Origin of the sequence: Bdellovibrio sp. BCCA, from assembly GCF_037996825.1 — a bacterium.
In the GTDB taxonomy this organism is placed as follows: Bacteria; Bdellovibrionota; Bdellovibrionia; order Bdellovibrionales; family Bdellovibrionaceae; genus Bdellovibrio.
On the sequence record NZ_JBBNAC010000001.1, the window covers coordinates 337,022 to 349,951 of the forward strand.

13 protein-coding genes are annotated in these 12,930 nt (G+C 44.3%); 10 read left to right on the forward strand and 3 right to left on the reverse strand.

Going from position 1 to position 12,930, the window contains the following annotated elements; genetic code table 11:
• Positions 1-7 precede the first annotated feature (7 nt).
• The 6 genes from AAAA78_RS01730 to AAAA78_RS01755 all read left to right on the forward strand — a co-directional run bounded on the left by AAAA78_RS01730 (position 8) and on the right by AAAA78_RS01755 (position 6,085).
• Positions 8-2,341 (forward strand): phosphoenolpyruvate carboxylase, encoded by a 2,334-nt coding sequence (locus tag AAAA78_RS01730; RefSeq protein ID WP_340590004.1) that lies wholly within the window; start codon positions 8-10, stop codon positions 2,339-2,341.
• A 108-nt stretch (positions 2,342-2,449) separates the two neighbouring features.
• Positions 2,450-3,010 (forward strand): hypothetical protein, encoded by a 561-nt coding sequence (locus AAAA78_RS01735; RefSeq protein WP_340590005.1) that lies wholly within the window; start codon positions 2,450-2,452, stop codon positions 3,008-3,010.
• Between the two features lie 156 nt (positions 3,011-3,166).
• Positions 3,167-4,012, forward strand: a complete 846-nt coding sequence (locus AAAA78_RS01740; protein ID WP_340590006.1) for a lysophospholipid acyltransferase family protein — start codon at positions 3,167-3,169, stop codon at positions 4,010-4,012.
• A 32-nt stretch (positions 4,013-4,044) separates the two neighbouring features.
• A complete protein-coding gene (gene dinB, locus AAAA78_RS01745; RefSeq protein ID WP_340590007.1) occupies positions 4,045-5,115 on the forward strand; it encodes a DNA polymerase IV in 1,071 nt (356 codons plus the stop codon).
• Positions 5,116-5,250: 135 nt separating this feature from the next.
• Positions 5,251-5,874, forward strand: a complete 624-nt coding sequence (locus AAAA78_RS01750) for a hypothetical protein (RefSeq protein ID WP_340590008.1) — start codon at positions 5,251-5,253, stop codon at positions 5,872-5,874.
• 82 nt (positions 5,875-5,956) lie between these two features.
• Positions 5,957-6,085, forward strand: coding sequence for a hypothetical protein (locus AAAA78_RS01755; RefSeq protein ID WP_295903056.1), 129 nt, complete (start codon positions 5,957-5,959; stop codon positions 6,083-6,085).
• A 107-nt stretch (positions 6,086-6,192) separates the two neighbouring features.
• On the opposite strand, the gene AAAA78_RS01760 is transcribed toward AAAA78_RS01755, so the two are convergent.
• Both AAAA78_RS01760 and AAAA78_RS01765 read right to left on the reverse strand, forming a co-directional pair.
• A complete protein-coding gene (locus AAAA78_RS01760; protein ID WP_340590009.1) occupies positions 6,193-6,552 on the reverse strand; it encodes an arsenate reductase family protein in 360 nt (119 codons plus the stop codon).
• Positions 6,545-7,600 (reverse strand): agmatinase family protein, encoded by a 1,056-nt coding sequence (locus AAAA78_RS01765; protein ID WP_340590010.1) that lies wholly within the window; start codon positions 7,598-7,600, stop codon positions 6,545-6,547. Before AAAA78_RS01765 ends, AAAA78_RS01760 begins: the two co-directional genes overlap by 8 nt.
• Before the next feature lie 154 nt (positions 7,601-7,754).
• Here AAAA78_RS01765 and AAAA78_RS01770 point away from each other — a divergent pair, with 154 nt between their 5' ends.
• The 4 genes from AAAA78_RS01770 (at position 7,755) to AAAA78_RS01785 (ending at position 12,331) form a co-directional block, all read left to right on the forward strand.
• Complete coding sequence (locus AAAA78_RS01770; protein WP_340590011.1) at positions 7,755-9,371, forward strand: peptide-binding protein; 1,617 nt, start codon at positions 7,755-7,757, stop codon at positions 9,369-9,371.
• 143 nt (positions 9,372-9,514) lie between these two features.
• Positions 9,515-10,549 (forward strand): ABC transporter permease subunit, encoded by a 1,035-nt coding sequence (locus AAAA78_RS01775; RefSeq protein WP_340590012.1) that lies wholly within the window; start codon positions 9,515-9,517, stop codon positions 10,547-10,549.
• The gene (locus AAAA78_RS01780; protein WP_340590013.1) at positions 10,546-11,574 is read left to right on the forward strand and encodes an ABC transporter permease subunit; all 1,029 of its coding nucleotides are present in this window, start codon (positions 10,546-10,548) and stop codon (positions 11,572-11,574) included. Before AAAA78_RS01775 ends, AAAA78_RS01780 begins: the two co-directional genes overlap by 4 nt.
• Before the next feature lie 118 nt (positions 11,575-11,692).
• Complete coding sequence (locus tag AAAA78_RS01785) at positions 11,693-12,331, forward strand: transposase (protein WP_340590014.1); 639 nt, start codon at positions 11,693-11,695, stop codon at positions 12,329-12,331.
• Between the two features lie 45 nt (positions 12,332-12,376).
• On the opposite strand, the gene AAAA78_RS01790 is transcribed toward AAAA78_RS01785, so the two are convergent.
• A complete protein-coding gene (locus tag AAAA78_RS01790) occupies positions 12,377-12,922 on the reverse strand; it encodes a GNAT family N-acetyltransferase (protein WP_340590015.1) in 546 nt (181 codons plus the stop codon).
• Positions 12,923-12,930 lie beyond the last annotated feature (8 nt).

Genomic DNA, 12,930 nt, shown 5'->3' on the forward strand with positions numbered 1-12,930 from the left:
TGAAGATATGACACAAACACTTCCCAAAGAACTTACAAGTCTTGTCGATTGGTCGGTCAGTGAGTTAGGACGCGTGATTGAGTCCGAGCTGGGCACCAAAGGTTTTCAAAGAATTGAAAACATCCGTCGCTATGTCAAATCTGATAATGGTCAAAGCCTGCAAGGTCTTCTGAAACTGAAAAAAGATTTAGCGTCTTTGTCGTCTAAAGAGCGTTATGACATCGCTCATTCGTTTTCACTGATGTTGGAACTTATCAATGCCTGCGAGGCCGCTTATCGCACTTTTCGTCTTAAAGAAGAATTTAAAAAAGAAACTTTGGAGTCACACAGATACGGTCGTATCATTCATGTTTTGACGGCTCATCCGACAGAATCCCGTAATCCCGACATCATTTATTATTTTAAAAAGATTCAAACGCTTTTAGAAAAACATTTAGATCACTCTGAAGACCAAGATTTACAGGACCTGCACGTCTTAATTAAATGGGTGTGGCGCATTCCCATGTCCAAACAAAGAAAGCCCTCGGTGATGGATGAGGCCGAGTATATTTACTCCTTGGCTTTGCAAAAAGATATTTTGGATGTGTTCATTCAACAAAGAAAACTAAAGCTGCCATTTTATATTCGTACCTGGGTCGGTGGAGATAAAGACGGTCATCCCGGTGTCGATGAAAAGACGATGCTCGGAAGTTTGCAGATGGCGCGAGGATTTTTGCTGGAATGGATTCACGAAAAACTGCGAAACTATTTTGCTGACCTAGAGCCACTTGCACATTCTTGGGACAAAAAGAAAGTTCAGGCCCTTATTCTGCAATCAAAAAAAATCAGATCGCATCTGACGAAAATTCAAAAAATTCGCACGGGAGACTCTCATCGAGTCCACGCGCTAAAACAGATTCTGGATCAGACCGCGAAGACTTATAAAAGTATCTTTACTGTAGAATCCCCAAGCCTTTTTGAAATTCGCGAATTAATGAAGATTTTCCCGGGCCTTGTGGTTCCTTTGGAGCTTCGTGAAGACAGCTCTTTGGTGCATGAATCTTTAAAGGGAAGCCCTCGTAAATATGCTATTTCGAGAATGCTTAAGGCCTTGGCGCAGATCTCACCTCAACATGATCCCCGGTTTTATGTGCGTGGATTTGTTCTAAGTCATACCGAGTCCGCTCAAGATATTATTGCCGGAATTTCGCTTGCTGAAAGATTTTTGGGAAAGGCGCGTTTGCCCATAGTCCCTCTTTTTGAAAGTGCTAATGCTTTAGAATCTGGCGTCTCTATCATCGAAGAATTTTTGAAAAGTCCCCAGCGTCGTCAGCTTATTCAAAAGTATTGGTCCAAAAAATTGGAAGTGATGGTGGGATACTCGGATTCTGCGAAAGAAAACGGTTCTTTCCCATCGCGTTTTTTAATTCACTCTGCCCTGGAGCGTTTGGAAGCGGCTATCAAAAAACACGGTCTCGTTCCCATTTTCTTCCACGGTTCTGGGGGAAGCGTGGAGCGGGGAGGCGGTTCGGTTCAAGAGCAAACTGAGTGGTGGCCTGAGTCAGCGTTAGCAACCGTGAAAGCCACCGTTCAGGGAGAAATGATTTATCGCAACTACACGTCGCCAGAAATTCTTTTAAGGCAGCTTGAAAGATTTGCGGCGGCTCGTGATCAGGGAAGAAAGAAAGTCCCAGCCAAAGAATCCGTGGAAAAAGACCTGCAAAGGCTTTCTGATTTTGTGCAGAATGAATATCGTGAGATTTTGAAAGCCCCGCACTTTTTAGAACTAATCGAGTGGGCGACGCCGTATTCGTTTATGAAAGACTTGCGAATGGGTTCGCGTCCGTCGAAACGCCAAGGTGCCGTTGATTTAACAAATCTCCGGGCGATTCCGTGGGTGCTTTGCTGGACCCAGACACGAGCGCTGTTCCCGAGTTGGTGGGGTGTCGGGAGTTTTTGGCAAACACTTTCATCAGAAGAAAAATCTCGATATCAAAAAGCTTTTGCGCAAAGTTCTCTTTTTAGGTCCTATATTAAAGTTTTGGGATTTACTTTAGAAAAAATCGAGTTGGATATTTTTGCGATGTATCTGCATTCTTCGCGTCTTCCTAAAGAAGTGGCCGATTCATTTGTCGCACGCTTTGAAAAAGAGTTTGCGGCTTGTAAGAAAGCCGTTCACGAAATCACCGGAGAGAAAAGTCTTTTGTGGTATCGCCCTTGGTTAGAAACCAGTATTTCACTGCGTTCTCCGTTGATTCATCCTTTGAATGTCCTGCAGCTTTTGGCGCTGCAAGACAAAGACATTCTTCTTTTGCGAGAAACTGTTACGGGTATCGCGAGTGGTATGTTGACGACCGGTTAAATGACAGTCTCATCGGTGCATCTTTGACTCTGGCATTCTCTTTGAATAGAGCTATTCAGGGTGGAAAATCTGGTAGCAAAAAGCTCCAGCCATCACAAAGGGGGATTTATGAGTAAAGGCGCTTTGATTCTAGCAACTGGTTTTCTCTTTGTTGTTCAAGCTAAAGCTTTGAATTTAGGAACTGTCGAAATCGCGGGAAATGCCTGCGAAAACCAAGTTGGAACTCATGATGTCACGGAAGTGAGCGAAGGGCGTTTTGTCATTCCCACTGGATTGTATCTGAAAAAAGAAGAAGACAAGCGTATCGCGAGAGGCACGTGTACTTTTGCTCTTCCTCTTAAGGCATCAGTCGGGAAGAAAATTGTAGTTTCTGACAGTCATCAATTAGCAAGTCTTCGCGCTTATCCTGCGCAAACAAAAGCACGCATTGATTTGGAAATTTTTAAAGCGGGCAGCCAAGGCGTAAAACAAATCTTGGAAGTCGAGGCCATCGACCAAGCTTCCAAAGTAAATAAATCTTTGGGTCAACAAGAGGCCATGGTTGAAACCGAGTGTGGAGGCTCTGCCATCCTTCGCGGGAATTTAGCCGCAACATTGATGGGCGAAGGAAAAGCCAGAGCCTTTGCGCGCAATCTTTACCTTAATATCGCAGAAGTCGACTGCAATTAAGGATTGGGGTTGGCAAAGTAAACTCACTTCTGCGTTCTGGGCGAACGTAGGAAACTCCTTAAAACGCCTTGCAAATGAGGAAGACCTAAGAATCTTATTTTGTGCGCCCAGAGTTGTCCGCAAGACCCTTGACGATTTTAGCCCAAGCGGATTTAAATGAAGTCTGTGGAAGAAATTCAAGCCGGACTTCGCGGAGTCTACAGATTTATTTTATTCGTTCTTGTGATCCTCAGTTTTCTTATGTGGTCTTTTGTTTGCCATTGGACGATTCGCGATCCTGAAAAACGTCTTCGTCGCTTTTCTCGCAACACACAGTTTTTCTGTGGTTTGATGATCAAAGGATTGGGCTTAAAACTCAACGTCGTTAACAAGCCTTCTGATGATCAGAAATTTTTAGTCGTCAGCAATCACATGGGTTTTGTAGATATTCTTTCATTGGCGACGTGTTTCCCCATGCTCTTTGTGACTTCAAATGAAATGCGCGAAACTCCGTTTTTAGGACTTCTTACGGAAATGGGTGGCTGCATTTATGTTGAGCGACGTAGCCGCACGAAAATTTTAGATGAAATGAAATCCATAGTTTCCTCTCTGAAAAATGGTTTCAGAGTCGTCTTGTATCCAGAAGCAACGTCTACAAACGGTGAAAAAGTTTTGCCATTTAAAAAGACTTTGATGATGGCGGCCGCACAAGCGGGCGTGCCGATTCAGCCTGTCGTCATTAACTTCCGTGAAATCAATGGCGAAGAATTTTCGCTCAAGTGGCGCGACCATGTTTGTTGGTACGGTGACATTCCTTTTGTCACTTCAATGTGGAAGACCATGACCTTGAAATCTGTCACGGCGGAAATTGAGTTTTTAGAACAAATCCACACAACAGTCGAAGATGACCGTGGTGTGATTGCCGAAAAAGCTCATGCAATGATTGCGGCGAAGTTTGTACCTGTAAAAGGCCTTCCTGATACGGCCCCGACTCCTGCCGACATGGAAGCAGATCCTACTTGATTTCATAATTTAGATATGTAAATAATGTGTAAATGAAGAAGATCATTCATGTCGACATGGACTGCTTTTACGCGGCCGTGGAGGTGAAATACCGCCCAGAACTCAAAGGGAAGCCTTTAGGAATCGGTGGACCTCCAAACACTCGCAGTGTTCTTACGACCGCAAGCTACGAGGCACGCAAATTTGGTGTGCGCTCGGCCATGCCTTCTTCGCAAGCTGTGCGTTTGTGCCCGCAGTTGATTTTAGTTCCTCCGCATTTTGACTTGTACAAAGCTGAGAGTCGCAAAGTCCGTGAAATTCTTCAAAGATTCACAAACAAAATTGAACCGTTGTCGTTGGATGAAGCGTATTTAGATGTCACTGAGTGCACTCAATTTGGTGGCAGTGCCACGCTGATTGCCCAAGAAATCCGTCGTTTGATTTACACAGAACTCAATCTCACGGCCTCAGCTGGTGTAGCTCCAAATAAGTTCCTCGCAAAGATCGCCAGCGATTGGAAAAAACCCAACGGTCAATTCGTGATCCGTCCGCAAGATGTTTCAGCTTTTGTGAAAGACCTTCCGGTTGAAAAAATCTTTGGCGTTGGCAAAGTAACCGCGCAAAAGATGCACGATCTGGGTCTTTACACTTGTGGTGACATTCAGAAGTATACGGTCTTAGAGCTTCAGACTTGGTTCGGTTCTCGCGCCCAAGAACTTTATGACTTTGCTCGCGGTGAAGATCACCGTGAAGTGATCACCGAGTGGGAAAGAAAATCTCTCACGGTGGAAGAGACCTTCAATAAAGATCTGCAAACTTTGGAAGATTGTCTTAAGACTCTTCCGCCGATTTATGAAGACTTCCTCTATCGTCTTGAAAAAGGGGAGTATCAAGATCGCATCAAAGGTATTGTCGTGAAATTAAAGTTCTTCGATTTTAAACAGACAACATGCGAAGAAGTTTTTCATGAAGTTCCTGTCATCGAAGATTTTGAGCGCTTGCTTGAGAACGCGTGGAATCGTCGTGGAGTTCCGGTGCGACTTGTGGGGCTTGGAGTTCGTTTGGGATCACAGAAGAAAGAATCCCCACGCATTGACTCATCGCAATTAAGATTCGCAATCTAAAGTACTTCTGCTGTCTCAATTATTTTTTCGAAAACCTTTTAGTGGTGCGCTTTGTTTTGGCACTTTCGTTGCTTCCTTGTCGGACTGCTCAATGGGCGGTGCCAAAGAGACATCGCTTTAAAAGAAAGGACCACTATGAAGAAGATTATTCTATCAGGGCTTCTCATCACCACTTTGTTTTGTAATACAGGCTGTGATTCTTCGGATATTGCAGCAGGAGCTATCGGCGTTGCCATCGGCATTGGCATTGGTGCCGGCGACCATGGCCATGGTCACCATCATGATCGTCGTCCTCCACGTTATCGTGAATGCGGAAGATATCGCTGTTATGAAGCCAACACGCAAATTGATTTGGGAACAAATCCAGAAGCTGTGGCATTCGCTCAAAGACATCAAATAAGCCTGCAAGCTGCAGAGCAAATTCAAGATGCTTTTGCGAAAGTATCAACAGAGGGCTTGAATGCCTTTACTCGCATTGGTTTGAATCAGAAAGACATCAAAGCGATCAGCAAAAGAAGTCTTCCAGATCCAGACTCTTTAGCGTTAATGGCGCAAAAATTAGATATGTCACAGGCGCAAGCGCGCGATTTAATGAAAGCCGTAGTTGCTGATTTTGATGCCCAGGCATCTGATGTGAGCAGTGCTTATTGGCAATCGTGCATGGCTAAAGGAAAGTGGAAAACTCCGCAAAATATGATTTGCAAAAAAACTTTCTGGCCTGGTTGCAGTCCTGAAACGGGCGCGACTCTTTGTTATTAATATGTCCTTTGGCAGAGTCAGGACCTTAGGGTCTTGGTCTCTGCCGCTCTCTTCGAGTAAAATATTTTTGAAGGGAGATTTTATGATCAGCCTCTGGATTGTTATTTTAACTATGGCGATTGTTCTTGCGGGAGCTTACTTCGTTTACAAAATGAATAAAACGGATGCTCTTAAAGTGGACCGTCGTCATCGTCATCATCCGAAAACTTAAATCTCATTCTGAGACAACCCAGGTTTTTGGCATAAATTTGGTATTTCAAAAAAGTATGAAATACCTTCTGAGGAAGTGCCTTTTTTATTTTCGTCTCAAAAAGAATCCTAGAAAACTTTTTTCCATTCGTCTTCTTTAAACCCGACAAGATGAATATCGTCACCGATGACGAACGGTCTTTTCACCAACTTGCCGTTTTCAGAAAGAAGTTTGATCGCTTCAGCTTCAGTCATAGACGGAAGCTTTTCGCTCAGCTTCATTTCTTTATAGACAAGGCCTGACGTATTAAAGAGATTGCGAATGCCGCCGCCGCGTTCTTTCAAAGCGGCAAGCATTTCTTTAAGTTCTTTTTGTGAAGGAGCTTTATCGACAATAGGAAGTTTGTCGTATTTCACTTTCTTAGCATCTAAGATTTTCAAAGCCTTCACACATGTGGAACATTTCGCGTATTCGTAAACTTTAAGCATTGCTCTTCACCAACCAGCCGCACATTTTATAAAGAATGCGGGCGCCGACGTTGCCGTCCCACTCCACTTCGTGCTCTTCAAGGCCGCCAGTAGAAACTTCATTCAAGTCAAAAGCGATGATCTTGCGACCCGAAGCATGAACTTCGCGGAACAAGAAGAACACTTGATCGACACTCAAGCCACCTGGAACTGGAGTTCCTGTGTGAGGGCAGAACGCAGGATCAAGACCGTCGATATCAAAAGAGATATAAACGTTTTGCGGAAGTTCTTTGATGATGTCCTTACAAACTTGTTCCCAAGTTTCGCCTTTCAAAAGACGACGCTTTAAATCCAAGTCATAGAATGTTTTGATGTCTTCGCGAGAATTGCTGAAGTCATATTCTTCTTCGCAGAAATCACGAATACCGATTTGTACTAGTTTTTTTGGTTTCTTCGCATCTGTCATCACGTTGTACATGATCGATGCGTGAGATTGTTTGAAACCTTGGTAGGCTTTGCGTAAATCTGCATGGGCATCGATATGGAGCACGCCAAAGTCGCCTTTAAACTTGTCACTCACCGCACGGATCGCTCCCAAAGGAGTTGAGTGGTCTCCGCCGACAAGACCCAAAAGCTTTCCCTTTTTCAAAACGTCAGAGCACTGGTCATAAACCCATTGAGTCATCTCTTCGCAAGCCGTGTTCACTTGCGCTGCGAGAGAGTTCATTTTGGCTTCATCTTCGCTGAGGTTTGTTCGCATTTCGATAAGCTCTTGCGCCACGGCCTTGAACTTGTCGTTCATTTTACAAAGATCTTCCGGGAAGTCGCGCATGTGGTAGCCGACTTCGTAAGCCTTGCCGACTTCGATGTCAAAAAGGTCAATCTGTTCACTGGCTTGGCGGATGATTTGAGGGCCGCGAGAAGCGCCTTCACCGTAGGAAGTCGTAACCTCCCAGGGAACCGGAACCAAAACGACTTTGGATTCTTCCTCCGTCATAGGGATTCCAAAGATGCCGAACTCAGCAGAAATGGTCGTAGTTGGATCGAATTTTACCGTCTTTTCAGACATTTATTTTCTCCTTAGAAAGACTAACTTATATAACATTTAAGCATGGCGTCAATCGAGCAATAACTTGATTATTTTTCTCGCATAACCCATTTTAAGCGCACTTTGGGAACTATTGAAATTCCCTACGAAATTCTTTGGAGGAAACACAATGAATATGAAGGGTCTCCTAGCTCTACTTCTGAGCTCAGCTTTGACAGCACCCGCTTTAGCAGCAGCACCAAATGCGAACGCTCCTAAAGGCGGAAATTTCGTCTTCAACCTTGGGGGAGAACCTCCAACAGTACATCCTATCACTGCGACAGACGTTTACTCCCGTAACGTGCAAAATTACGTATGTGACGGCTTGGCAACTCGCGATGCTGAGACTTACGAGTGGAAACCTCGTTTGGCAGAAAAATGGGATATCTCCAAAGATAACAAAGTATTCACATTCCACATCCGCAAAGACGCAGTTTTCCACGACGGCACGCCTGTAACGGCTGACGACGTGAAATTCTCTTTCGACGCGATCTTTGAACCAAAGTATGAAGCAGCTCACTTGCGTCCTTACTTTGAAGGTATCGCAAAAGTAGAAGTTCTGGATCCAAAGACGGTTCGTTTCACTGCGAAAGATCTTTATTTCAACAACTTCGAATCTGCGGCGACTTTGACTGTAATTCCAAAAAAAGTTTACAGCGATGTTGAGAAGTCTAAGAAAATGAACCGCCAACTTATCTGCGCGGGTCCTTACGTTCTTTCTAAATTTGACCGTGGCCAATTGATCACTCTTAAAAAGTTCGACAAATGGTACGGCAACAACGACGCGGCTTTCAAAGGCATGTACAACTTCGACACAATCACTCTTCGTTTCTACAAAGATGAAAACGTAGAGCTTGAGCGCGCGAAAAAAGGTGAGTTGGATTACCTTGATATGCGTGTTGAAGCGTTCATGAAGAAAACAGAAGGCGCTCCTTGGGGTAAAACGATCCTTAAGCACAAAGTTGAAAACAGCGCTCCTAAATCTTACGGTTTCATCGGTTGGAACTTCCGCAAAGAATTGTTCCAAGACAGAAACGTGCGTGTCGCTCTTGCACACCTTTTGAACCGTGAAGAGATGAACAAAAAGTTCCGTTACGGTATGTCTGATTTGGCAAACGGCGCGATCTACTTGCGCTCTGAATACAACCCAGGCAACAAAGCGATTGAGTTCAATCCGAAAAAAGCTCAAGAACTTTTGGCTAAAGCTGGTTGGACAGACACTGATAAAAACGGTGTTTTAGAAAAAACTGTTAACGGTAAGAAAACTGAATTCAAATTCACATTGATCTATCCGTCTAAAGACGTTGAAAAATACTACACTATGTATCGTGAAGACTTGAAAAAAGCCGGCATCGATATGGAGTTGAAATATCTTGAGTGGAACTCATTCTTGAAGCTTGTTGACGAAGGTAACTTCGACGCTGTGACAATGGCTTGGGGTGGCGGTTCTGTAGATCCAGATCCAAAACAAATCTGGCACTCTGCAAGTGCTGTAGTTGGTGGATCTAACTTCATCGCTTACAAAAACCCTGAAGTTGATAAATTGATCGACGAAGCTCGCGTTGAGCCGAATAAAGCAAAACGTGTTGCTGCACTTAAAAAGGTTTACGCGAAGATCGCTGAAGACGCTCCTTACGCGTTCCTTTTCAACGACAAGTATGCATTTTATGCAAATTCTTCTCGTATGGGCATGCCAGCCGAGACATTTAAGTACGAAATTGGTAGAGACTACTGGTGGTTGAAAGCTCAATAAGAGCTTTCGCCACGCAGTCTTTTTAATTTTACCTGCGTTGCTTCGTTCGTCGGCGTACAATGTACGCCTTCCTCCTAGCGCCTTGTTAAAATTAAAAATACAGCGTAGCTATCTTTAAGTTTTTTTCTGTTTGGAGTAGGGCTTTGATCGTTTACCTGATTCGCCGATTGCTTTTGATGATCCCGACGTTCTTCGGGATCACCGTTTTGACCTTTGTGCTGATTAACTTGGCTCCGGGAAGTCCCATTGAGCAGAAGCTGCAAGCGATCCGTTTCGGATCTGCCGGTGGCGGAGGCGGCGGTGGTGGCGGTGGTATCAACACTCGTGGTGATACGTCGGTGAATGAGGAGGTTATCGAAGCCCTCAAAAAACAATATGGCTTTGATAAGCCGTTGCACGAACGCTACATCATTTGGGTAAAAAACCTAGCGCGTTTGGATTTCGGCGAAAGCTTCACTTATCAAGAGCCTGTTATCGACGTTATCAAAAGTAAACTTCCTGTTTCTTTGTCCTTCGGTATCGCTTCTTTGATTCTGACATATATTGTGTGTATTCCTTTAGGGGTGCGGAAGGCGATTAAAGCCGGAGCTTCCTTTGACCGTGTGACCACGATCCTGCTCAATCTCACTTACTCCATTCCTCCGCTGGTATTGGGTATCTTCTTGATCGTTGTGTTTGCGGGTAAATTAAATATGTTCCCTATTGGGGGCTTCCAGTCAGACGACTACGAGTCGTTGACGACGATGGGCAAGATTTTAGATCGCGCTCATCACTTTGTTCTTCCTTTGATTTGTTATATGATCGGTGGTTTCACCGAACTTTCTATCTTGATGCGAAACTCGATGCTCGACGTCGTGAAATCAGACTTTGTTCGTACGGCTCGCGCTAAGGGTTTGTCTGAAAAGGTTGTTATCTTTAAGCATGCTCTCCGTAATGCTTTGATTCCGATTGCAACAGGCTTGGGTGGTTTCTTCGGGGCTTTCCTTGCAGGTTCTTTGATCATCGAGCAGATGTTCAACTTGGACGGTATCGGCCTTCTTGGTTATCAATCAGTTCTTTCTCGTGACTACAACGTGATCATGGGAATTACGTTTATTTCTTCGTTGCTCTTGATGCTTGGCCGCGTATTTAGCGACATCATCTATGTTCTTATCGACCCAAGGATTGACTTCAAATGATGGATCCAATTCAAAAATATCTTATTAAGAATGAGCTTACGCTTAAAAGATATAAACGCTTTAAGCGCGACCGTGTGGCCGTCATCTCTGTTTGGGTTTTGTTGACGATGTTCTTCTTTAGCTTCACTGCGGAGCTATGGGCAAACAACCGTCCTCATATCATGAGCTATCACGGGAAATTGTATTTCCCACTTTTCGTAGACTACCATCCGACAGCCTTCGGCCGTGAAGATATCTACGTCATGGATTACCGTCAGCTTGAGATGGGTGAGGGTGACTGGGCTGTGTGGCCGGTTATCCAGTGGGACCCTTACGAGAGCAATAAATCCGTCGACACTTATCCGTCTCCTCCAACGAAAGTAAATTGGATCGGTACAGACGAAAGTGGCCGTGACGTGATGACTCGTCTTCTTTACGGTTTCCGCTACACAATGCTCTTCGCATTGGGAAGCTGGATTGTGACTTATGCTTTGGGTATCACCTTGGGTGCGTTGATGGGTTACAAGGGCGGGAAGGTCGACTTGGTTGGCCAACGTGTCGTTGAAGTCGTGGAGAGTGTGCCGATCTTGTTCGTGTTAATCACGATCATCTCGATCTTTACGCCAAGCTTACCGATTCTGATTCTTCTTGTGTCTTTCTTCGGATGGACAGGTATTTCTGCTTACATGCGTGCGCAGTTCCTTTCTTTAAGAAAGCGTGAGTACGTTGAAGCAGCAAAAGCCATCGGTGCTGATCACAAACGCATTATCGGAAAACACATTCTTCCAAATGGTCTGACTCCGATCGTGACATTTGCTCCGTTCTTTATCGCAGGCGGCGTGAATACACTTTCTTTCCTGGATTACTTGGGACTAGGACTTGTTCCACCAACACCAAGTTGGGGTGAACTCATGGCTCAAGCCCAAAAATGGTTCACAATCGCCGAGTGGCTAGTATGGGGACCAATGGTCGCTATCGTCCTAACACTAACAGTTTTGATCAACATCGGTCTCGCCGTCCGCGACGCCTTCGACGCAAAGATGTAGGTACCTGCTTCCCTTCGTGTCGATTTAGGTACATGGTCTGACTTCGGACAGATAAGAATTCAAATAGAAATTAAAAGGCTCCTCTCAACGGGAGCCTTTTTGCTTATTGGCCAACCATATGCCAAGACAGAAGCAAATTTATACACCCGAATTTCCGTATCACATCACCGCTCGCTGCCATAATAAAGAATGGTTCGATCTTCCGATAGAGGAAGTCTGGACCGTCATGTCCAACTATCTTTATTTTATCCATTGTGCCTACAAAGTAGAAATTCATGCCTTTGTATTAATGAGTAATCACTTTCACCTCATTGTTCGATTTCCCGAGAATAATATGTCCGAGGCCATGAACTATTTTATGAGGGAAACGTCCCGTGTGATTTCTCGCGGAGCTGGAAGAATCAATCAAACCTATGGATCGAGATATTTTCGTTCAGTGATTGGTAAGTCGAACTACCTTGAACATGTTTATAAATATTTATATCGGAATCCCGTAGAGGCAGGTCTTTGCAAGCGCGTGGAGGAATACTCCTTTAGTACTCTGCAAATTCGACTGGGAATGAGGAGAGGAGTGATCCCTCTTGTGCGCGATCTCCTTTTAGAAGAAACCCCGAGCGCAACTTTGGAATGGTTAAATACAAAGCCTAAGGACAACGATTGGGAAGAGATCAAAAAGGGTCTCCAAAAACCTCAATTCGGACTTCCGAAAAGAAAGAGTGGAACTTTTATTCATCATTTGGAAGTGAATCGTTTTTAAAACCAAGCGTCCTTATTCGATACGGAGGGAAGCAGGTACCTTTGCTTATAGATCCAGACCTATATTTTTCCCAAAAGCTTTGCGTCTATTGGGGCAAAAAAAATATTTAAGATCTACTAAAAAACGAAATTTTTCATGGAACTGCACTGAGTTTATTATGAAACCCGCTTTCAGTTTGGGAATCAGGACGGCGGCATTGTTGGGATGATGCGAACTTGTCACAACTTGAAATCCTTCTTCAGATATTCTTTCAAGTACTGTTTCTAATAGGCGTCCATAGAGTCCTTGGCCGCGGAAAGATTCGAGGATGGCTGAATTTTGCATATAGTAAGTTTCAGCGTCGACGGCATAACCGAAATGCCAACCGACGACTTCTTGTCCTTGAAATAAGACTAAACGAAGTCGAAATCGATTGTCCTTGTTGGCCCGTTCTTTTATTTTCAAATTAATGTCATCGGGGATTGAACTGCTGAATAATTCATTGGAGCGATTCTTAAAAATGCGGTCAAAATTCAATCTTAGGATCGTCGATAGCTCTTGCTGTGTAACTTCTCGAATAACAAATCCGTTTTCTAGTTCTTTCGGTAGCATAGTGATCC

Excerpts from the sequence above, each read along its gene's own strand:
- AAAA78_RS01730 (WP_340590004.1), top strand. The coding sequence starts at position 8 with ATGACACAAACACTTCCCAAAGAACTTACAAGTCTTGTCGATTGGTCG.
- AAAA78_RS01735 (WP_340590005.1), top strand. The coding sequence starts at position 2,450 with ATGAGTAAAGGCGCTTTGATTCTAGCAACTGGTTTTCTCTTTGTTGTT.
- AAAA78_RS01740 (WP_340590006.1), top strand. The coding sequence starts at position 3,167 with ATGAAGTCTGTGGAAGAAATTCAAGCCGGACTTCGCGGAGTCTACAGA.
- dinB (WP_340590007.1), top strand. The coding sequence starts at position 4,045 with ATGAAGAAGATCATTCATGTCGACATGGACTGCTTTTACGCGGCCGTG.
- AAAA78_RS01750 (WP_340590008.1), top strand. The coding sequence starts at position 5,251 with ATGAAGAAGATTATTCTATCAGGGCTTCTCATCACCACTTTGTTTTGT.
- AAAA78_RS01755 (WP_295903056.1), top strand. The coding sequence starts at position 5,957 with ATGATCAGCCTCTGGATTGTTATTTTAACTATGGCGATTGTTCTTGCG.
- AAAA78_RS01760 (WP_340590009.1), bottom strand. The coding sequence starts at position 6,552 with ATGCTTAAAGTTTACGAATACGCGAAATGTTCCACATGTGTGAAGGCT.
- AAAA78_RS01765 (WP_340590010.1), bottom strand. The coding sequence starts at position 7,600 with ATGTCTGAAAAGACGGTAAAATTCGATCCAACTACGACCATTTCTGCT.
- AAAA78_RS01770 (WP_340590011.1), top strand. The coding sequence starts at position 7,755 with ATGAAGGGTCTCCTAGCTCTACTTCTGAGCTCAGCTTTGACAGCACCC.
- AAAA78_RS01780 (WP_340590013.1), top strand. The coding sequence starts at position 10,546 with ATGATGGATCCAATTCAAAAATATCTTATTAAGAATGAGCTTACGCTT.
- AAAA78_RS01785 (WP_340590014.1), top strand. The coding sequence starts at position 11,693 with ATGCCAAGACAGAAGCAAATTTATACACCCGAATTTCCGTATCACATC.
- AAAA78_RS01790 (WP_340590015.1), bottom strand. The coding sequence starts at position 12,922 with ATGCTACCGAAAGAACTAGAAAACGGATTTGTTATTCGAGAAGTTACA.